Genomic DNA, 20,415 nt, shown 5'->3' on the forward strand with positions numbered 1-20,415 from the left:
GCTCACCTGCACTTCGTACTGTTCTGGATCACGCCGCCGCGGGTTCCGTTGCGGACGATCGCGTCGATCAAGGCGTCGATGCGGGGGAACTGGCTGACTGTGATGTGACAGGCGTAGATGTCGAGGTGCGATCCGCCCTGGCTCATCCGGGCCAATCCCTTGAGCATCAGCGGCGTGTTGAACGCCATGTACGCAAAGCCCTGCTTGTCCTCCATGAAGTGTTTGGCGAAGCCGGGGTCGCGTTCCAGCCACTGCCGAAGGTCCGGCTGCACGTCCTCCATGATGTCCGCCAGGCGCCCACCCACGATGGACACCTGCTGCATGGAGTCGACGAATTCGGCACGGCGCTGGGCAAATCCGCTGAACATCGTCTTTGCCGAGCTGATCGAGGCGTCCAGGTCGCCGCTGCGTTGGGCCACCTGGTCCAGCACGGAGTTCAGGTGGGTCAGCACTCCCTCGAGAATCGCGTCGGTGCCGGAGTACGATTCGGCCAGCCGGGTGGTCTCGGCGATCAGCGTGGTGACCGCACCGCTGTCGCCCTCCATGGAGCGCACAATCGCGGTGGTCAGGTTGTCCACCTGGTCGGGGTTGAGGAGCGCGAACAGCGGTTCGAAACCGTTGAGCAGTCGGGAGATGTCGAACGACGGCTCGGTGCGTGACTCCGGGATCAGTGCCCCCGCGGGCAGTGTCTGCGGATCGCCGAAGTCGGCGAGTGCGAGCCCGAGGTACCGCTGCCCGATGATGTTCTGATAATCGATGGACGCCTTGGTGTTTCCGTACAACACCTGATCTGAGGCCACCTGGAAGTCGACCCGGGCCAACCTGCCGTCCAATCGGACGGCGTCGACCCGGCCCACCTTCACGCCGGCCATCCGCACCTCATCGCCGGCCTTGAGACCTGACACATCGGTGAACAGCGCGCTGTAAGAGTTCGCGGGTGCACCGACGTTGCGCTGCAGGGTGACGAACACCGACCACAGCAGCGCGAAACACACTGCCAGGAAGACACATAACCCGATGAGGGGTTTCCGGTAGCTCATGGGTCCACCCCCGGTTCCGGGGCGCCGGCTTCGGCGGGCAGAGGCGGTCCGGGCGGCGGCGTGGCGGGATCGGGGATCACGGTCACGGTGTTGCCGCGCGCGACCGGGCCGAGCAGCAGTTCCGAGGCGGCGTTGGTGTCGGGTCCCAGGATCTCCGCCAACTGCGCGCGCTCCTCGGGACTGCCCACCGGGCCGACGTTGCCGCCCGGCGGCGGAGGAAGGTTGGCGGGGTCGAGGTTGCGCGGCAGTACCGGCGGATCGGCCGTCAGCGGGGCATTCTTACAGCTTGGCCCCTCCAGAGTGCCGTACCGCGGGCAGTCCTGCCGCGTGTACATCTTGTTGGGTGTGAACACCAGCATGAACTTGCCCACGGCCTTCTGCTTGTCCGATTTCCAGACGTGGGCGAAGAACCGGTTGGTGACGTCATTGAGCCTGGTGACCATCGGCGCGAATTCCCCTCCGCCGTCGGCGAGCACGCCCACCACGGGCGACAACTGAGTCGTGATCACGATGATGCGATCGGTGTTGTTCTCGAACGCCTCCCCAACCTGGCCGAACGTGGTGATGCCGGCGGACAGGAAAGACGCCAACTCCTGACGCTTCTCGGCCACAGTCCGCATGGGGACCACCGCGTTGTGCACGGCGTCGAGCAGTTCCGGTGACGACGCCTGAAGGCCCTGCAGGGACTCCGAGAGCACCTGCAGCGTGGCCTCGCTGCCGTCGGGCACCATCACCTGATTGATCTCGTCGACAATGCGGTTGGCGCCGCCACCGGCGTGGGTCAGTTCGTCACCCTTGCCTGCGGTGGCCTCGGCGACCGCCGCAAGCACGCCCACACTGTCCCGGGATCCCGGCCTGCCCGCAGCAGCCATCACGTCGCGCAGCTTGGTCAGCGCGGTCTGGAACTGCACGGTGGCCAGGCTGTCGTCCTGCGTGATCTGGTCGTCTGCCCGCAGACTCGGTGCCGGGCCGTTGTCGATCAGTTGGATGGACGACACCGCGAAGACGTTGCCCGGCACCACGCGTGCCGTGACGTTGGCGGGGATGCCTCCCGAGAAGTGCGGATCGAGGCTCAGCGTGACTCGGTTCGGTTGACCGTCGACCGCGGGTGTCACCCCTTCCACCGAACCCACCAGTGCACCGCGGAACTTCACGTCCGAGCCCGACGGAAGGCCGTCGCCGACGTCGGTGAGCAGCGCGAAGACCTCCAGCCGATTCGAGAAGGCCCCCTCCGACTTGGCGATCGCGATGGCTGACACCAGCATCGCGACCAGAAGCAGGCCCAGCCCGCGCAACAGCAGTCGCCGATCAGAGATCGGCCGCTGCGCCGACTCGAGACCCTGCATCATCGTCATCCGCCCAACCTCGCGCCGGACCCGATGCCCCACAGTCCCACGGTGAGAAGCAGATTCGCGATGATCATCACCGAGATGCTGGCCCGCATCGCGCGGCCCGCCGCGATGCCCACGCCCTGCGGACCGCCGGAGGCGAAGTAGCCGTAGTAACACTGAATGGTCGAGGTGATGGTCACGAAGACAACCGCCTTGGCCACCGAATAGGCGATGTCGGTGCCGGTCAGCACAAGCCTGAAGTAATGGTCATACGAGCCCGCTGACACACCGCCGGACAACGTCACGATGATCTGCACCGATGCGTAGTTGACCACCAGGCAGAGAACGTACAGCGGGATGATCGCGACCACCGAGGCCAGCAGGCGTGTGGTCACCAGGTACGGAATCGGCCGGATGGCAAGGGATTCCATGGCGTCGATCTCCTCGGAGATCCGCATCGAGCCCAGTTGCGCGGTGAATCGGCAGCCCGCCTGCGCGGCGAACGCCAGGGCCGCCATGATGGGCGCCAGTTCACGGGTGGAGACAGTCGAGGAGAGCAGGCCCGCCGCGGGTTCCATCCCGAGCAGGTGCAGCGCCTGCAGGCCTTCGATGCCGATGATGGCGCCCGCCGTCGCCCCCAGCACGATGATCACACCCGCGGTGCCGCCGCCCACCACAATGGAGCCGTTGCCCCACGTGACGTCGGACAGGATCGCCAGGAAGGCCTTGCGATACCGCGTCAGCGTCACCGGAATTCCGGCCACGGCGTGGACGAAGAACGTGAGCATGTGGCCCAGGCGGACGCCGAGACCGCCCACCGACGCCGTGGCGCTGAGCAGTGGGCGAACGCCTCGGGGGTAGTAGGGAGCCGCCATCAGAGCGAGGCCTTCGGAAACAGCAGGACGTACATCTGGGTGAACACCACGTTGGTGATCATCAGAAGCAGGATCGAGGCGACGACGGTGGCGTTGACGGAGTTGGCCACGCCCGCGGGACCGCCTTTAGTGGTCAGCCCCTTGTCGCACGCCACGATGGCGACGATGGCCCCGAACACGATCGACTTGATGATGGTCAGCACCAGGTCGCCCACGGTCGCGAAGGACGCGAACGTCGTCACGAAACTGCCCGGCGCACCGTCCTGCACGAACGTGTTGAACAGGTAGCCGGCCAGGAATCCGATGTAGCAGACCAGTCCGGTCAGCGCGACACTGACCACGATGGCCGCGGCCAATCGCGGCACCACCAGGCGCCGGATCGCCGAGATGCCCAGCACTTCAAGGGCATCCACCTCTTCACGAATGGTCCGTGACCCGAGGTCGGCGCAGATCGCGGAACCCACCGCCGACGCCATCAGCAGCGCCGCGACCAGTGGTGCGCCCTGTTTGATGACCGCGAGGCCACTGGCGGCACCGGCCAGCGACGTCGCGCCGACCTGTCCCGCCAGCAGCGCGAACTGGATCTGCAGGGTCACGCCGATCGGGATGGCCACACACATCGTGGGCAGCAGAGCAGTCGACGCCATGAACGCCGCCTGATGCACGAATTCGGGGAACGGGAACCGCCACCGGGCGATGTCCTGGACCAGATACTGCAGCGCCCGCAGTCCCAAGATGAACTGGCTGCCCACCGTCTCCAACGAGGCGACGGGATGCCGCGAGACGTAGCCCTTCGTCCAGTCGGTGATGTCTCCGACCGGCGATGGGCTCTGCCGCGTTGTCACACTGTCCCCCCGCCCCCCTCAGCCCCACCGCGGCTGATCGGGCTCCGACGTGATCGCTGCCCCGAACCTGCGCTTGAAGGCGTCCCCCGCCTGTTGGTCTCGTCGGTATCGCTCGCCGCTGCGGCGCAGCAGCTCGATGCGCTCCTCGAGACGACGCACCCGGTCGGGGTCAGGGGGCGACGTGCTGCGCGCCTGCTCCAATTCCGCTGTGGTCGAAGCAACCTCCTCGGAGAGCCGGGCCGCCACCTCCCCGAACGTCAACAGGTCGTAGTCGTCGGTCTCAGGCCGATCCACCACTGCCCCGTCGTCGCCCTGGACGTCCGGCTCATCCGTCATCGGTCAGCGTCCGCCGTCGAAGTGCAGCAGTTCGCGTGCGTTGAGTTCGACGATGCGGTGCACGTCGGCGTCGGGGACGTTCAGCAGGTTCTCCGAGATCCGCTTACGACTGTTGGGCCAGTTGGAGTCCGAGTGCGGGTAGTCGACCTCGACGAGGATGTTCTCGATGCCGATCAGGTCTCGCGAGTTCACCCCGTGCTCATCGTCGATGAAGCAGCCCCAGAAATGCTTACTGAACAGGTCCGACGGCCGGTCGGTCCGGCTGATGTTCTGGTACCAGCGGTGCCGCTCCCAGGTGTAGTCCAAGCGTTCCAGCAGATAGGGGATCCAGCCGATGCCGCCTTCGGACAGCATGAACTTGATGTTCGGATGCCGTTGCAGCATGCCCGAGAACACCAGGTCCGCGGTGCTCCACATCAGGTTGGTCGAGAATGTGGCGATGGCGACCGCAAACGGCGCCATATCCGCGGGATTCGGGTTCTGGAACGAGAAGCCCGGAACATAGCCACCCGCCCCGAAGTGCAGGCACACCGGCATGTCCGCGGCCTCGAGTGCGTCCCACAACACCTCCCAGTGGGTGGGGTGGTGGAACGACGGCAGGCCCAGCGGGACCGGGCTGTCGGGGAAGGACACCGCCTTGGTCCCCTTCGCGGCCAACCGCTCCACCTCCGTCGCGGCGCCCTGCGGATCCCAAGTCGGAAGGATTCCCAACGGAATCAGTCGATCCGGCGCGCTGGCGCACCACTCGTCGACCTGGAAGTCGTTCCAGGCCCGGACACAGGCGAGGGCCAGGTCCTTGTCCTTGGCGCGCTGGAACACTCCGCCGCCGAATCCCGGGAACGACGGGAACGACAGCGCGGCGTGCACACCGTCGATGTCCATGTCCTTGACCCGTTCGGCGGGGTCGTAGCAGCCCGGGATCATCTGGTCGTAGCGCACGGGCTCCATGCCGTACTCCGACGGCGGCTTACCCGCGACCGCATTCAGGCCGATCTGCGGATACAGCTGGCCTTCGTAGCGCCAGACATGGTGCCCCTCAGGCGTTTCGATGATCTGCGGACCCTCGTCGAGGTGGCCCTGCTCCAGCCGGTCCTGCCACACGCGCGGGTGCTCGATGACGTGGTCGTCCACCGAGATGATCTTCATCCAATCCTGCAGCGGCATGATGTCTCCTCCAAATCGAAACCTTCGGTGGCGCTGATCGGCGCCGTGCACACCAGTGCGGACGGGCTCAACGCGGCAATCCCAGTGCGCGTTCGGCGATGAGGTTGCGCAGCACCTCGTTGGTCCCGCCGGCGATCGTGAATGCCCGCGCGTACAGGAACGCGTCCTGCCACCAGCCCTGATCGCGCACCTGCGAGTCGCCTTCGATCCGGACGCCGTCATGCCCCTGCAGATCCAGCCCGTACTCGTGCAGGGCCAGGTTGATCTCGCTGAACAGGATCTTCGACACCGGTGCGTCACCGAGGTCTCCGGTGCCGTGCAGCGCCCGACTGTCGCCGAGGGCCGAAACCAGGGAATTGACATGCACATCCGCGACGAACCCGCCGATGGTCTGACGTACGTCGTCGCGCTCGATGGCCGGCCGCCCGTCGACTGTCACCTCATTCGCGAGGCGCGCCAGTCGATCCAACGCGCCGAACAGCGATGCACCGCTGCCCGCGCTGGACCGCTCTAGGGCCAGGCTCGCGGTGGTCACCGCCCAACCCTGGTTCACCTCGCCGATGACCCGGCTCGCGGGGATGCGAACCTCGTCGAAGAACACCTCGTTGAAGTCTGCGGTCCCGGTGATCTCCCGCAGTGGCCGGACCGAGACGCCCGGGGTGGTCATGTCCAGCGCGAACGCCGTGATGCCCGCGTGCTTCGGGGCGTCGTTGTCAGTGCGCGCCAGGAGGTAGCCCCAGTCGGCGTACTGGCCGTTGGTGGTCCACACCTTCTGCCCGTTGACGACGAAGTCGTCACCGGACCGGCGAGCCTTCGTCCGCAGGCTGGCCAGGTCACTTCCGGCGTCGGGTTCGCTGAACAGCTGGCACCAGATGTGCTCGCCCGACCGGATGCGCGGCAGGAAGTGGTCCTTCTGCTCCTTGGTCCCCGAGGCGATGATCGCCGCGGCGGCCAGCAGGCCACCACCCACGGGTCCGGCGCCGCCCGCTCGGATCAGTTCGTCGGTGACCGCGGACTCGAACAGGGGATGGGGATTCTCCAGCCCGCCGTACTCGACGGGCCAGTGCACTCCCAGCAACTGTTCGGAGAACAGCAGGCCAGTCCACTTTCGCAGGGCGGGGATCTCATGTGCTTCAGGTGCACGAACGCCGGTGCGGGGGTGCCGAGGCGGGGCATGTTTGGCCGCCAGATCGCGAACCCGACGTCGCACTTCGTCAAGTTCGGTGTCCTGCCCGAGTTGCACGAATCTCTCTCCCAGCGCTGTGACCCGACCCAAATTTAGCTTAATCAGTATCCTGTATCTTTGGGACGGGTTTTGCAATCCCCCGTCGATCCGCCGACTTCAGCTAAGGAGCAGCCCGTGAACTTCGAGCTCACCGAGGAGCAGAGGGGTCTGGTCGACTCCACCCGGTCGCTGCTGGCCGCCAAGTGCTCGCTTGATCGCACGCGCGAGCTGATCGACTCCGACGCCGGATTCGACGTCGAACTGTGGCGCCACGGCGTCGGCCTCGGCTGGCCGGCCCTGGCGATCGCGGAGGACGACGGCGGCCTGGGACAGCAGACGATCGACCTCGCCCTTGTTGCCGTGGAACTGGGGCGCAGCCTCGCCGCCACGCCGTTCATCCCCAGCGTCGTCGTCGCCGACGCGATCGGGCGTTCGGAGACTGCCCAGAAATCCAAACTGCTGCAGTCGATCTCAGAGGGCACCGCCACTGCGTCGTGGGCCTTCGCCGAGTACGGCCAGCCATGGTCGCGCGCCGGAATCAGCACCACCGCCGAGCCACGCGGAGAGGGTTGGGTGCTCGACGGAGCGAAGGTGTCGGTGCAGGACGCGGACACCGCCCAGACCCTGCTCGTCGACGCCCTGCTCGAGGGACGGGTGGCGCGCTTCGTCGTCCCCGCCGACAGTCCGGGGGTGCGGATCGGACGTCAGGCCACCCTCGATGTCACCCGAAGCTACTGCGACGTGACGCTTGCGAAGGTCGCCGTCGGCGCCGAAGCCCTCTGTGCCTCAGGCGATCTCGCGGACGCATCCCTGAATCGCACGCTCGCGCTCAACACCGTCTTAGTGGCCGCCGAACTCGTGGGCATCGGACAGCGACTGCTGGATATGACCGTGGGCTACGTCAAGGAGCGGGTCCAGTTCGGGAAGCCGGTCGGCAGCTTCCAGGCGGTCAAGCACAAGTGCGCCGACATGCGCATCTGGGCGCAGGCCAGCACCGCCGCGACCTACTACGCCGCGCTGGCCCTCGACAGTGAGAAGCACGACGTCGACCATGCGGTGAGCGTGGCGAAGGCCTACGTGTCGGACGCGATCAACCGCGTGGCCGGGCACGCGCTGCAACTGCACGGCGGCATCGGCTTCACGTGGGAGCACGACCTGCACCTGTATCTGCGCCGGGCCCGGGCCGACGCGGCGCTGTCCGGGGACGCCCGGCATCACCGGGAGCGACTGTGCGCGGCGTTGGCAGCCGAGGCCGTCGGCTGAGTCTCTCTTCCCGCAGGGCCCGCACCCTCTTTGCCTCCAGCGCAACCAGGTACGCAGTGGGCGTCTGAACCCGTAGCCAGTGCGCGCTCGGCAGGGCGAGTGTCTGGTGTCAGGCTGAGCGTCGCTCGGCGGCCAGCACCGAGTGGACGTTCGCGGTGCGACGCTCCGGCAGGGACCGCACCTCGCCTCTGGCCTCGTCGGCCACCACACCGCGATAGGTCTGAAGGTACCGACGCTCGGCCTCGCGCATGACGTCGCCGCGGATCGGGTCGAGCCCGAGCCTCACCTCGGCATCCGCTTCCTGGTTGGCCACCTGCCAGCGCCGGACATAGAAGCACGCAACTCCCGCTGCGTAGCACGCGACCATCGCGATGCCGATCACCGGAGCCAGACCCCACCCCAAGGCCAGAGCTCCAACGAACAGGCCCAGGTTGAGGAAGCCCAGCAGGATCAGAACGTACCCCCACATGGGAAAACGGACCTTGTTGATGATTCTGCGAAGCATGAGCACCCTCCATTACGATTCGCTACGCGTAGCGTAGCGCTACAGTCAGTGTAGCGTGTTTTCATGACCAGCGCCGATTCCGATCCCGTGGGCGTGCGCATCCTGGAAGCCGCCCTCCAACTGCTGCGCTCGCGCGGACCTCGCGCGGTGACGATGCAGTCGGTGACCGAGACCACCGGAATCGCGAAGACCACGCTGTACCGCAGGCACCCGAACCGTCGGGCGCTGTTGGCGGCCGCCTTGGAGCGGCTCGCGCCGCAGTCGTCGATCGATGCCGATGCCACCCGCGAGCAGCGGCTGCGTTGGGCGGTCTCGCAGTCGGTGGAGGTGATCGTGACCGGCATCGGGCCCGGCGGGTTCGCGGCCCTCTTGACCAACGAGGATCCCGAATTCAGCGAGGTGTTCCGCGCAATCCTGGTGACCCATCGCGAAGCAGCGGTCGCCGCGCTGAATCTCGAAGAGTTCGACGGCGACACCGTCGTGGACATAATCGTCGGCGGCTATGTGGCGGAGTTCGCCCGTTGCGGCACGGTGGATGACTCCTGGACCGACAGGGTCGTGACCATGCTCGCCGGCGCCGGCGACACTGGACCGTGACCCGAACCCGCTGCGGCCTTGCCCAATGCCGCCACGGTGCGGTGGCCAGGGATCTCTATGAGCTGCGCTGCGCGGCGACCATCTTGCGCACCAGGGCCTTCTGAATCTTGGAGCTCGGCGTCCTGGGGAAGTCATCGACCTGGTGAATCTCTTCCGGCCACTTCTGTTTGGCCAGGCCACTGTTCGCGAAGTGTGCGCGCAGCTCGTCCATCGAGGGCAGGGGCGCGTGGGGTTTCATCCGCAGCACCGCGGCGGTGCGCTCACCGAAGCGGTCGTCGGGGGCAGCCACCGCCACCGCCTCAGCGACACCGGCCATCGTCGACAGCACCTCCTCCACCTCCATGGCGCTGATGTTCTCCCCACCGCGGATGATGATGTCGGATTTACGGTCGACGATCGACAGGTATCCGTCGTTGTCCAGAACCCCGATGTCCCCGGTGTGATACCAGCCTTCGTCGTCAAAGGCGTTGCGGGTCAGTTCTTCGTCGAGGTAGCCCAGACACAGGTCCGGTCCGCGGCTGAGGATCTCCCCGTCGGCGGTCAACCGAATCTCCACCCCCGGGAGTGCCTGTCCGTCGGTGTACATCCGTTTGTCGGCCGGCGCGGTGTAGTGCGTGCTGCTGATGGAGGGGTGCTCGGTGCTGCCGTACGAACGCCATACCGTGACCCCCTGCTCGTGGAGTCGCCGTGCGACCGCGGCCGGCACCGACGATCCGCCCATGCCGGCGTACCGCATGTTGTCCAGGTCTGCGGGGGTGAAGTCGGGGTGGTCGAGAAGACTGATGACGAAGTATGGTGCGCCACCGCCGAATGTCAGTCCGTCACTGCGCATCAGCGCCAAAGTCTGCGCGGGATTCCAGGCGTCGGTGAGGTAGACCGGCGTGCCGTTCAGCACGGGGATCAGGAAAGCGTTCAACATGCCGATGAAATGACCGACGGGCGCCGCGGTGAGCTGCCGTTCCAGCCCCGGCGGATACGCGGCACTGAGCTGCCGAGTCTCGTACGCCAACGTCTGGTGGCTGTGGACCACCCCCTTGGCGTCACGGGTGGTTCCCGAGGTGAAGGCGATCACCGCCGGTGTTGCCGGCGCAACCTCGAGGTTGTCGGTGAGTGGCTCGTCGTCCAGCAGCTCATCGAAGTCGCGTCCCACCACCCCGACGATCGGGATGTCGGAGTACAGCTCCGGCTGATATCGCGTCCGGCCGAACTCCTCGAACGTGATGAACACCTTGGGTTTGGCGGTCGCCGCGATGTGCTGGATCTCCTTGGCACCGTAGAAATGCACGACGGGCACCACCACCGCGCCCAGGAATGCCGACGCCCAGAACGTGGCTGCGGCCTCCATCCAGTTCGGCAGCTGGAATGCGACGACATCGCCTGGACCGACCCCCCTGCGGCGCAGGCCCGCGGCGAGCCTGCGGGCGATCCGCTCGACGTCGTCGAAGGTTCCCGACCACGGGCGGGTCGCGGAGTGCACCCGGAACTCCGCCTGGGGTGTACGGCGCAGACCCTGTGTCAGCAGGTCCGCGATCGTCTCCTCGGTCCACCATCCGTTCGCGGTGTACGACTGCACCAATTCGGCTGGAATGGCGCGGTTTACCAACGTCGGGCCGGTTCCGACCGAGCGATTCACCTGAGTCCTTGACACTCAGGCAGTGTGGCACGCATCATACGAATCAATCAAGCGATTGATTGGAAGCAGCACTACGAAAAGGGCTGGGGTGCCGAGCAGTTTCTCGGCCAGGACGCTGTCCGGCCCCAGTTCGGCACCACCAACCGCTAACCGGCACAGAGGATTGAGAATGGATATCCAGGAGATCAGCGACCGGCTCGAGATCGAAGCGCTGCTCGCGAAGTACGCCAGGGCGGTCGACACCCGCGACTGGGACTTGTGGCGGTCGTTGTTCACCGATGATGCGGTGGTGGATTATTCGTCGGCCGGCGCCATAGCCGGAACCCGCGACGAGGTCGCCGACTGGCTGGCGCAGGCGCTGAGCGCGATGCAGATGATGCAGCACTTCATCTCCAACATCGAGGTGGAGATCGCCGGTGACACCGCGCAGGTGCGCGCCATGTTCTACAACCCGATGCAGCTGCCGGGGATGGACGAGCTGAGCTACTGCGGTGGCTACTACCACCACACCATGGTCCGGACACCGGCGGGCTGGCGTAGTCGAGCGTTGCGTGAAGAGAACGCCTGGTTCGCGAATCCGCTGCTTCCGGCCCAGGGCTAGACCGCTCAATGAGCAAGAAATTGGTCATCGGGGGCAGCGGCTTCATCGGCTCGAACGTCATCCGCAAGCTGGTCGAACGTGGCGAAGATGTCCGGGTGATGCTGCGAGAGACCAGCTCCACCAAAGGAATCGATGATCTCGATGTCGAGCGCTGCTACGGCGACGTCTTCGACGACGAGGCGCTGCGCAGCGCGATGGCTGGATGCGATGTCGTGTTCTACTGCGTGGTGGACGCTCGCGCGTGGCTGCGCGACCCTTCCCCGTTGATCCGGACGAATGTCGAAGGTCTGCGCCATGTCCTCGACGCCGCGGTCGATGCCGATCTGAGGCGCTTCGTCTTCATGTCCACCATCGCCACGCTGGCGGTCAGCGAGGACGGCACGCCCGTCACCGAGGACGACCCGTGCAATTGGTACGACGACGGCGGTGCCTACACCCAGTGCCGAGTCGACGCCGAGAACCTGGTGTTGTCTTACGCGAACGACATGGGACTGCCCGCCGTCGCACTGTGCATATCCAACACCTACGGGCCGCGGGACTGGCAACCGACACCGCACGGCGGCTTGATCGCCGCCATCTCCGCGGGGAAGGCCCCGTTCTACTTCCGCGGCATCGGCCAGGAGGTCGTGGGCATCGAGGATGCCGCGGAAGCGATGATCCTGGCCTCGGACAAGGGCCGGGTCGGGGAACGGTACATCATCTCGGATCGGTTCGTGACCACCCGCGAACTGCACACGCTGGCCGCCAAGGCCGGTGGGGTGCGGGCACCGTGGATCGGGATCCCCCGGCGGTTGCTGCTGGCCCTGGCGTCGGCCACCCAGTGGGTAGGCGACACGACCGGACGCGAGATCAAATTCGTCCGACGCGCGTTCGACATGGTCGACAAGATGTCGCCGCTGGATCACAGCAAGGCCGAACGTGAACTCGGCTGGCGACCGACCCCGATCGAGGACTCGATCCGCAAGGCTGTCGCGTTCTACCGCGAGCACGGCATGTAGTGCTGCCTACTTGAACAGCGTTCCGCTGACCAGGCGTTTCAGCGCCTTGACCGTGGAGTGGTACTCATCGGGATCCGCAGTTGCCGCGTAGTCGGTCATCCCTTGCAGGACGAGGTAGATCGAGTTCGCCACGCTGTCGATGTCGGTCGACCGTGGTAGCGCGCCTTCTCGACGGGCCTGTCTGATGATGTCGAGAGTCACCTCCCGCAGCGACGAGAACAGGGTGTCGCGGCTCTCGGCCAGGTGCCTCGCGGTGCCGACCCGGATAGCACGGTCGAATGCGGCGATCAGCGGATACTCCCGCATCAACTGATCACACTCATCGAAGACCGCGACCAATCGTTCCCGGAAATCCTCGCTGCGCTGCGCGGACGCGGCCACGCGAGGAATCGTCATCTCCGCCCACTCGTCCAGCGTCGCTTTGATCAGCTCGGTCTTGTTCGGAAAGTAGTGGTAGAGGCTTCCGCTGGTCATATCCGCTTTTCGGGCGATCTCCCGTATCGTCGCCCGTTCATACCCCACTTCGGCAACGCAGCGCATAGTGGCGTCGATGATCCGCCGCCGGGTCTCCTCGCCGTTGGCGCCGACTGGCCGGCCCAGCAGCGATGGGTTGGTGGACACGGATCCCCCTAAGTCGGCGAACGTATTACCTCGAGTTTCTCATGCCGCCCACTGGCCGCGGTGCCTCCGCGGCGGCCGCGGCCGCATGCTCGCCGGCCCGCCTGCCGGAGAACACGCAGTCGGCGAGCGCCAGACCGCTGACGTAGCTGTTGGAGCAGACGCCCACCGCGGTCCGTCCCGCGGCGTACAGGCCGGGTATGGGATGGCCCTCATGATCGATCACCAGGCCGGTGTCACCGTCCACCTTCAACCCGCCGAGAGTCAGTCCCGGCACCGGGTAGGTCAGTGAGGGACGAACGGAGATGTCGATGCCGTAGAACGGGGGGCGGACGATCGGTGCGCACAATTCGGGTGCCTTGTGGGCGGAATCATCACCCCCCGATGCGATGGCCGCGTTGTAGGCATCGACGGTGGCGACCAGCCCCGAGCTGGAGATTCCCAGTTTGCGGGCCAGCTCGGACAGGGTCGCCGCCTTGCGGTGACCGAAGCTGAACACGGCCGCGATCTGCATACGCAGGATCGACTCGGCCTGCTCCCTCCCCTGAGCACGCGCCCGCTTCCACGTGTCGGCGTCGACGATTGCATAACCCTTGCCGCCGAACTGACGGACCATGATGTCGCAATGCGTGGCGCCGTAGAGATCCTCGTTGGCGATCCGGTCGCCATTGACCCCGACCGTGACCCCCTCGATCAGGGCCGACGGGGGGGTCAGGAGCCGCCAGGCACTGACCCGATCCAGCTGATCCGTGGCGCCGCCGGCACTCACACCGAGGCGGATGCCCGCACCGTCGTCGGCACGGGTACCCAGCGGCCGGATCTGGGTGAATGCCGGCGCATGACGGCGCAGCATGTCGTGGTTGAACGCGAATCCGCCCGCCGCCAACACCACGTTCGGCGCGGTGAACGTGCGCTCCTGGGCGCGCCGCTGCCACATCCGGTCGGCAAGGCCCGTGACGGGATGACCGATCGGCGGCATCCAGTTCGTCAGCTTCGCGCCCACCGCCGTTGTCCGACCATGCAGGAACTGTGCTGATCGACTGCCACCGATCCAGGTGCGGCAGCGGATTCCGCTCACCCGGCCGTCGACGATCACCAGATCATCCACGACGGTGCGGGGCAGAAACGTGACGCCAAGTTTCAGGGCGGCATCGCGCATCCGGCGCCACAGGTCCCGGCCGGACTTCGTCCCCGTCGCGATCTGGCGGTGCCCCCGGGGCGCGGGCCTGGCGTGCAACCGGTACGGATAAGCCTTCTCGTTTCCGGAGAAGTACAGATAGTGCTTAGTCGGGTAGGAGGTCTTGTAAGTACACAACGACCCCTCGAACTGCGCTCCGTGCTTCTCCAACCAGGCCAGCTGTTCGACGCTGCCATCGCAGAACCGGCGCAGGGTGGCGTCGCCGACGACACCCTGCACTTCCTGCCGCAGGTAGTTGAACATGTTCTCGGGGTCGTCGTCGTAGCCGGCCGCCTTCTGGTACGGCGTCCCGCCGCCGGCGTAGACCACGCCACCAGACACCGCTGACGATCCGCCGCCCAGGGCACGGTCCACCGCGAGCACCCGAGCCCCGTTCTCGGCCGCCGCGATGGCCGCGCACACTCCGGCAAGGCCGAAGCCCACCACAATCAGGTCGAAATCATCAGTGACCCTCGACATTCGCCGCCTCCTGGTCGTTGTTGGTGGACTTCTTGACACCGGGCTTGCGCACCGTGATGGGTCCAGAGGCCTTGACCTGGCAGGCCAGTCTGATCCGGCGCGGGTTGGCGCGCCGGACCCTGCGGTCGAGGTCCGCGAGCAATGCGACCTCGGCGTCGGTGCGTTCGGAGAGCAGGTGCAGGCCGTCGAGTATCTCGCATCGACAGGCAGTGCAGGTGCCGCGGGCGAAACACAGTGTCGGCCAGTCATATCCGCAACGCCAGGCAGCCTGCATCAGCGTCTCGCCGGGTTGCACGTCAATGTCGACGCCCGCGGGCTCCACCCGCATCGTCACCGAAGGCAGCTCAGTACGTCGCAATGTAGCGGTCGATCTCGCTGTGCAACGAGAAGATCATCGGCTCATATTTTGGCGACAGGGTCGAGTGCGTGATGGCGCCCGAGCGGTAGCCCGCCTGCTGGCGGTAGATGTTGCCCATGTCCTGCTGCAACACGAACGGCCAGTCCTCCGGTTCCAGCGGACCTTCTCGACGAGGAGCCGCGTTGTCCATATCGCAGCGCCGCGGGATCTGCATCGCCAGGGCCTCGAAGATCGCCGAGTCCGGGTCGTGGCCGTTCGGACGGAACCGGTAGAACAGTAGATTTCCGGTCAGCCCGAGAAAGACGAAGTTGGGGAACACGAATCCGTATGTCGAGATGTTGGGATCCAACGGAGGCAGCGGAATGTCGGCCTCTTCGGCGTACTTGTAGAGCTCCTCGAAGAACTTGAGCAGCACCTGGTCGTCGGGCAGGTCACGGATCCGGTCGGCGATGTACTCGTCGCGCGCGGTGGCGAATCCGTCGGTGCCCTCGAAGAGCACCTGATTCTGGTCAATGAAGAACCGGCCCGGTTCCATCCCGGCGACCAGCGTCGGAGGCAGGACGTAATCTTCCGGATGTTCCGGATCGAACGGTGTGGTGGTGTCGACATGACCCATGCCGTGGTGGAAGTAGGGGACCCCGTCAGCGTTGTAGTCGTCGTCGGCGGCCCCCATCGCGAGTTCTGGGTGGGCCTGCATGACGTGGTAGGCCTCGAGGAACGCCTCCGTGGCCACCTTCCAGTTGCCAGGCACTATCGAGTGCTTCCACCAGCGCACACGCATCCGGTCCATCGCCATCGGTCCCAGGTGCTTGTCGTAGGTACCGAAGAACTCCTCGAGGGTCGGCGCCTCATCGTCGAAGTTGATCCAGACGAAGCCGTATTTGACGGCCGAGCGCACCTCGGTCAGCAGCATCTTGTCCGGGTCGATCGAGCCCGGCACGAAACCCTTACGGCAGTAGATGTACGACTGGCTGCCGTCGGTGTTGAACCGCCACCCGTGGAAGGGGCAGACGATCTGATTGCCGCCGAATGTCCCGGCATCGGCAGGTTCGACCAGTTGAGTGGCCCGGTGCGGACAGACATTGTTGAGCACCTTGATGCTGCGGTCGGGCTGACGCACCGCAATGACCGTCTTGTCGACAATCGTGTACTCGATGAAATCCCCGGGTTCGGGGATGTCCTCCTCGCGGCATGCCCACTGCCAGGTGTGCAGCCACATCTTCTCGTACTCCAGATCGGCGAACTGCCGGTCGTAGTAGCGCTCAACGGGTAGATGCACACCGTCGGCGACCCGGAACGGCACCGCGGTGGTGTCGACGTCGTGCCTGGGCACGTACGGGGCCGCCGCTTCGGCGGTCGTCACTGCCCCGGGTGGAGTGAGTTGCGCTGTCATGCCACGCCTTTCAGTTGATGGTGGCGACGACGGTGCCGACCGGGTAGTCCTCGTCGACCTCGCCGATGATGGAGATCTGACCGTCAGCCGGGCTTTCGACCTCGGTCTCGGTCTTGTCAGTGGCCAGCACGTAGATGGCCTGGCCGGCCGCAACGGTGTCGCCGTCCGCGCAGAGCCATTCAGTGATCTGGCCCTGTTCGACGGCGACACCGAGCTTTGGGATTCGCACTTCATGCGCCATGGGTGTGTTCGCCTTTCCGTTAACCCAGCACTGCCCGAATGGCCGGTTCGATCCGGCTGACGGGCAGGAAGTTCTGTTCGAGTGACGATGCGTAGGGAACCGGGGTGTTGGCCCCGCCGACCCGGCCGACCGGTGCCGCCAACTCACCGAAGAGTTCGGAGTGGATCTGCGCGCTCAGTTCGGCGCCGAACCCGCCACGGGTGACCGCCTCGTGCACCACGACCGCCCGCCGCGTCTTCGCCACGGAGCTGAAGATGGTGTCAGTGTCAAGCGGCTGCAGCGAACGCAGATCGATCACCTCGGCCGAGATACCCTCGCCGGCCAGCTTTTCCGCCTCGGCGAGGCAGTCCAGCACCTGGCGGCCATAGGTGATCAGGGTCAGGTCAGTGCCCTCCCGCGCGATGCGGGCCTTACCCAGCGGTACCCGGTAGTCACCTTCGGGCACCTCGTCACGGACCGCGAAGTACAGGCTGCTCATCTCGACGATCACCACGGGGTCGTCGTCGAAGATTGCCGACAGCAGCAGGCCCTTGGCATCGGCGGCGGTGGACGGTATCGCCACCTTGAGTCCCGGGGTATGGATCAGCGTGGCTTCCAGCATCTCGGAATGCTGCGCACCGAATCCCGCTCCGGCACCTGTGGTGGTGCGGACCGTGAGCGGGATCGGCGTGGCGCCGCCGGACATGTAGCGAAGTTTGGCCGCATGGTTGAAGAGTTGGTCTGCAGCAACGGAGATGAAGTTCATCAGCATGATCTCGGCCACCGGGCGCATGCCGGCCATCGCAGCACCGATCGCCGCGCCCATGATCGCCTGTTCGCTGATGGGTGTGCAGCGCACCCGTTCTGAGCCGTACTTGGCTTCCAGGCCCTTGTGCACACCGAAGCCGCCACCCTTGGGGTCCTGGATGTCCTCGCCGAGTTCGAAGACCTCCGGGTCAAGTCCCAGCGCGACATCGAGGCCGTCCCGGATGGCGTCGAGCATCATCAGGGGGCGGGACGCGGTTGCGGTGCTCATCGAACGGTCTCCTCGGCGTAGACGTCGGTGGTGAGTTCGGACGGATCGGGCAGCGGCTGCTCGTATGCCCATTCGGCGGCATCGTTGACCTCTTCCTGGGCGGCCCGGTCTATCTCGTCCAGTTCTTCTGCAGCGACGCCGAATTCATCGATCAGGCGCTGACGGAACAGCGGGATCGGGTCGGCTGCATTCGCGTCGGCAAGTTCTTCGGCGGGAATGTATTCGCTCTGGTCGCCGAAGTAGTGGCCGCAGAATCGGTAGGTGACGGCCTCCAACAGGGTGGGTCCGCCGCCGCCTCTGGCGCGTTCGATGGCCTGACCCGCGGCGTCGTAGAGCTCGACGGGGTCGTTGCCGTTTACGGTGGCCCCCGCCATGGAGTACGCCACCGCACGATCGGCGATGTTGGCGACCGTGGTGCCACCGGCCAGCGGGGTGTACTCGGCCCACTTGTTGTTCTGGCAGACGAAGATCACCGGCAGCTTCCACAGCGATGCCAGGTTGAGGCTTTCGTGAAACGCTCCGATGTTGCTGGCGCCGTCGCCGAAGTTGACCACGGCCACCTGGTCGGTCCCCCGCATCTGGGCGGCCAGGGCCAGGCCGTTGGCGATCGGCAGGCCTGATCCGACCACACCGGTGGTGACCATCAGCCCGTGCTTGGGCGAGGTGACATGCATGGGGCCACCCTTGCCACGGCAGGTTCCGGCGGACCGGCCCAGATACTCGGCCCAAAGGTCGCGCAGCGGCACGCCTTTGGCGATCTGGTCATGCAGACCCCGATAGGTGGTCACGACGTAATCGGCGGGTCGCAGGTGAGCGGCGACCGATGCGGCCGCGAACTCCTGCCCGCGTGGCGAGTAGTACATTCCGGCGAACTTGCCGCTCATCATCTGCGCTCGATAGGTCTCGTCGAACGATTTGATGCGCGCCGCCGTGCGGTACAACCCGACCAGGGTCGCCTGGTCCAGTCCTGTTTCGATGGTCGTCATCGGAGATCTGCTCCCCTCGGAAGGGTGGTTGAAGTGTGCGAATTAATCAATTGATTGATTGGATCTACGTTATGAGGTGGGTCACGTTCCGTCAAGCACTGATCCGCGGGATCCAGCCTCAGTTCAGTGGCCGGATCGGGTCGCTGCCGTCCCAACCGTCCGCAGCGTCCCGGACGAACTTGGCAAGGCCCTGGGTGACGTCGTTGTATTCCATGAGTTCCACAACGGTGGCCACGCCGGCGGGTGGTTCGACGTACGCGTACCGCACTCCCCCCTCCTCTGCGCTGGACCAGACCACGGGCCAGCCGGCATCCCGCACTGCGCGTAATGTCGCGTCGAAATCCTCTGGCCAATAGGCCAACTGATGAAACCCCGGCCCATTGCCATCGAGGAACTCCGTGTAGATGCTCGGCGTGTCTCCGTGCTGCTCGATCAGTTCGAGCTGCAGCTCACCGCTGTTGGCCAGTGCGATCGAGATGGTCACTTCACACCGTTCGCCACGATGATCAGCCTGCTGCACGATGCGGCGCAGCACGAACCATGGACCCACCCCGAGTTCCACCCAGCTGGCCAGTGCGGCATCGAGGTCGCCGACCACGTAACCGATCTGTCGGACCGGCCCGGGCAGTGGCGAGGAAGACATCTGAACTCCAATCATTCAGGCGGATCAGGCGAGCTGGGTGCCGCCGTCAACGGACAGCACCTGCCCGGTGACGAATGCAGCCGCGTCAGAGGCGAGATAGACCACCGCAGCGCCGACCTCGGCCGGTAAGGCGAACTGGCGTTCCAAGACGGTGCGCCGGGCAATCGAGGTCAGTTCCTCCGCCCGGTCGACCATCAGCCGTGCGAACACTCCGTCGGGGTGCCACCGACTGCCCGTGGAGATGGCGTCCGCCCCGTCGGGAAAGGTCGAGTACGGGGCCACCGCGTTTACCGTCACCCCGTGCGTACCAACTTCTTTGGCCAGCACCCTGGTGAAGGCATGGACGGCACCCTTCATCGCGGAATACACCGCGAGCAGCGGATCACCGACGATCCCCGATGTCGAGCCGATGTTGACGATCCGGCCCCAGCCACGAGCGATCATCCCGGGCAGGAACGCGTGGGTGCAGTTGAGGACGCTCACGAAGGTGAGGTCGATATCGTCCCGCCATGCCGCCGGGTCGGATTCCGCGAAGGCATCCATCCCGACATTGCCGCCCACACCGTTGACCAGAACATCGACGGCGCCGAATCGTTCACCCACTGCCACTGCCATCGCCGCAGCGTCGGCACGGTCGGTCACGTCGCAGGCCTGCCAGTGCACATCTCGCGCGCCTCGCTCAAGCAGGTGGGCACACACCTTCGCACCCTGGTTCGGATCCCGCCCGACGACAACGATGTTCGCACCCTCGGCCGCGAACTCCGTCGCGATACCACGTCCGATGTTGGCATTGGCGCCGGTAACGACCACGGTGCGCCCGGCGAGTCCGGTTTCCAAATTCCTCACCGCACCTTCGGTTTGACTGCTGAACTGATGCCCGAGACTTCACTGAATCAATCAGTTGCTTGATTCCCGTGAACGCGAAGTTCGCGGACACCTAGCGCACGCGTCGACACGCCTGCGGCAGCCGCCGTGGAATCAATCATTCGATCGATTCCTTCAAGATATGTCTGACGTCACATCAGGTCAAGAACGTGACCGACACCGCAGAATTTCCTTGACGACGACGGGTCAAGATCCTAGCCTCAATA

Annotated in this window: 22 protein-coding genes; 4 read left to right on the forward strand and 18 right to left on the reverse strand. The window is 65.6% G+C overall.

The genetic code is table 11. From position 1 onward, the window contains the following. Window positions 1-2: 2 nt before the first annotated feature. The 7 genes from G6N34_RS24030 to G6N34_RS24060 all read right to left on the reverse strand — a co-directional run bounded on the left by G6N34_RS24030 (window position 3) and on the right by G6N34_RS24060 (window position 6,834). The gene (locus tag G6N34_RS24030; RefSeq protein ID WP_085152018.1) at window positions 3-1,040 is read right to left on the reverse strand and encodes an MCE family protein; all 1,038 of its coding nucleotides are present in this window, start codon (window positions 1,038-1,040) and stop codon (window positions 3-5) included. Continuing rightward, window positions 1,037-2,395 (reverse strand): MlaD family protein, encoded by a 1,359-nt coding sequence (locus G6N34_RS24035; protein WP_407663248.1) that lies wholly within the window; start codon window positions 2,393-2,395, stop codon window positions 1,037-1,039. The genes G6N34_RS24030 and G6N34_RS24035 overlap by 4 nt, the downstream gene beginning before the upstream one ends. Next, on the reverse strand, window positions 2,392-3,246 hold the full coding sequence (locus G6N34_RS24040) for an ABC transporter permease (protein ID WP_179965798.1): 855 nt from the start codon (window positions 3,244-3,246) through the stop codon (window positions 2,392-2,394). The genes G6N34_RS24035 and G6N34_RS24040 overlap by 4 nt, the downstream gene beginning before the upstream one ends. Next, on the reverse strand, window positions 3,246-4,091 hold the full coding sequence (locus G6N34_RS24045) for an MlaE family ABC transporter permease (RefSeq protein ID WP_085152021.1): 846 nt from the start codon (window positions 4,089-4,091) through the stop codon (window positions 3,246-3,248). The genes G6N34_RS24040 and G6N34_RS24045 overlap by 1 nt, the downstream gene beginning before the upstream one ends. 18 nt (window positions 4,092-4,109) lie before the next feature. Beyond that, on the reverse strand, window positions 4,110-4,427 hold the full coding sequence (locus tag G6N34_RS24050) for a hypothetical protein (protein WP_085152022.1): 318 nt from the start codon (window positions 4,425-4,427) through the stop codon (window positions 4,110-4,112). A gap of 3 nt (window positions 4,428-4,430) precedes the next feature. After that, the gene (locus tag G6N34_RS24055) at window positions 4,431-5,591 is read right to left on the reverse strand and encodes an amidohydrolase family protein (RefSeq protein ID WP_085152023.1); all 1,161 of its coding nucleotides are present in this window, start codon (window positions 5,589-5,591) and stop codon (window positions 4,431-4,433) included. 67 nt (window positions 5,592-5,658) lie between these two features. Then, a complete protein-coding gene (locus tag G6N34_RS24060) occupies window positions 5,659-6,834 on the reverse strand; it encodes an acyl-CoA dehydrogenase family protein (protein ID WP_085152024.1) in 1,176 nt (391 codons plus the stop codon). Between the two features lie 117 nt (window positions 6,835-6,951). Between G6N34_RS24060 and G6N34_RS24065 the strand changes: the two genes are divergently transcribed. Continuing rightward, entirely contained in the window at window positions 6,952-8,079 is a 1,128-nt protein-coding gene (locus G6N34_RS24065) for an acyl-CoA dehydrogenase family protein (protein WP_085152025.1), read from the forward strand. 109 nt (window positions 8,080-8,188) lie between these two features. On the opposite strand, the gene G6N34_RS24070 is transcribed toward G6N34_RS24065, so the two are convergent. After that, window positions 8,189-8,584, reverse strand: coding sequence for a hypothetical protein (locus G6N34_RS24070; RefSeq protein ID WP_179965799.1), 396 nt, complete (start codon window positions 8,582-8,584; stop codon window positions 8,189-8,191). 63 nt (window positions 8,585-8,647) lie between these two features. Between G6N34_RS24070 and G6N34_RS24075 the strand changes: the two genes are divergently transcribed. Further along, window positions 8,648-9,181 (forward strand): TetR/AcrR family transcriptional regulator, encoded by a 534-nt coding sequence (locus G6N34_RS24075; RefSeq protein WP_085152026.1) that lies wholly within the window; start codon window positions 8,648-8,650, stop codon window positions 9,179-9,181. Window positions 9,182-9,236: 55 nt separating this feature from the next. Here G6N34_RS24075 and G6N34_RS24080 read toward each other — a convergent pair whose 3' ends face one another. Then, entirely contained in the window at window positions 9,237-10,814 is a 1,578-nt protein-coding gene (locus G6N34_RS24080; protein ID WP_234812894.1) for an AMP-binding protein, read from the reverse strand. A gap of 169 nt (window positions 10,815-10,983) precedes the next feature. Here G6N34_RS24080 and G6N34_RS24085 point away from each other — a divergent pair, with 169 nt between their 5' ends. Together G6N34_RS24085 and G6N34_RS24090 are read left to right on the forward strand one after the other, a co-directional pair. Then, complete coding sequence (locus tag G6N34_RS24085; protein ID WP_085152027.1) at window positions 10,984-11,415, forward strand: nuclear transport factor 2 family protein; 432 nt, start codon at window positions 10,984-10,986, stop codon at window positions 11,413-11,415. 8 nt (window positions 11,416-11,423) lie between these two features. Then, entirely contained in the window at window positions 11,424-12,413 is a 990-nt protein-coding gene (locus G6N34_RS24090) for an NAD-dependent epimerase/dehydratase family protein (protein ID WP_085152028.1), read from the forward strand. 6 nt (window positions 12,414-12,419) lie between these two features. On the opposite strand, the gene G6N34_RS24095 is transcribed toward G6N34_RS24090, so the two are convergent. The 9 genes from G6N34_RS24095 to G6N34_RS24135 all read right to left on the reverse strand — a co-directional run bounded on the left by G6N34_RS24095 (window position 12,420) and on the right by G6N34_RS24135 (window position 20,170). Beyond that, window positions 12,420-13,034: a TetR/AcrR family transcriptional regulator gene (locus tag G6N34_RS24095; protein WP_085152029.1), complete on the reverse strand. Its 615-nt coding sequence runs from the start codon at window positions 13,032-13,034 to the stop codon at window positions 12,420-12,422. 25 nt (window positions 13,035-13,059) lie between these two features. Then, complete coding sequence (locus G6N34_RS24100; RefSeq protein ID WP_085152030.1) at window positions 13,060-14,688, reverse strand: FAD-binding protein; 1,629 nt, start codon at window positions 14,686-14,688, stop codon at window positions 13,060-13,062. Beyond that, complete coding sequence (locus G6N34_RS24105; protein WP_234812905.1) at window positions 14,672-15,016, reverse strand: 2Fe-2S iron-sulfur cluster-binding protein; 345 nt, start codon at window positions 15,014-15,016, stop codon at window positions 14,672-14,674. The genes G6N34_RS24100 and G6N34_RS24105 overlap by 17 nt, the downstream gene beginning before the upstream one ends. A 16-nt stretch (window positions 15,017-15,032) precedes the next feature. Beyond that, entirely contained in the window at window positions 15,033-16,439 is a 1,407-nt protein-coding gene (locus G6N34_RS24110) for an aromatic ring-hydroxylating oxygenase subunit alpha (RefSeq protein ID WP_085152032.1), read from the reverse strand. Between the two features lie 10 nt (window positions 16,440-16,449). Further along, window positions 16,450-16,680: a biotin/lipoyl-containing protein gene (locus G6N34_RS24115; RefSeq protein ID WP_085152033.1), complete on the reverse strand. Its 231-nt coding sequence runs from the start codon at window positions 16,678-16,680 to the stop codon at window positions 16,450-16,452. Window positions 16,681-16,699: 19 nt separating this feature from the next. Further along, the gene (locus G6N34_RS24120) at window positions 16,700-17,695 is read right to left on the reverse strand and encodes an alpha-ketoacid dehydrogenase subunit beta (protein WP_085152034.1); all 996 of its coding nucleotides are present in this window, start codon (window positions 17,693-17,695) and stop codon (window positions 16,700-16,702) included. After that, window positions 17,692-18,681: a thiamine pyrophosphate-dependent dehydrogenase E1 component subunit alpha gene (locus G6N34_RS24125; RefSeq protein WP_085152035.1), complete on the reverse strand. Its 990-nt coding sequence runs from the start codon at window positions 18,679-18,681 to the stop codon at window positions 17,692-17,694. The genes G6N34_RS24120 and G6N34_RS24125 overlap by 4 nt, the downstream gene beginning before the upstream one ends. Before the next feature lie 118 nt (window positions 18,682-18,799). Further along, entirely contained in the window at window positions 18,800-19,324 is a 525-nt protein-coding gene (locus tag G6N34_RS24130) for a VOC family protein (protein ID WP_085152214.1), read from the reverse strand. Window positions 19,325-19,348: 24 nt separating this feature from the next. After that, a complete protein-coding gene (locus G6N34_RS24135; RefSeq protein ID WP_234812895.1) occupies window positions 19,349-20,170 on the reverse strand; it encodes an SDR family NAD(P)-dependent oxidoreductase in 822 nt (273 codons plus the stop codon). Between the last annotated feature and the right edge of the window lie 245 nt (window positions 20,171-20,415).

The sequence above is a fragment of the Mycolicibacterium confluentis genome, assembly GCF_010729895.1.
GTDB lineage: Bacteria > Actinomycetota > Actinomycetes > Mycobacteriales > Mycobacteriaceae > Mycobacterium > Mycobacterium confluentis.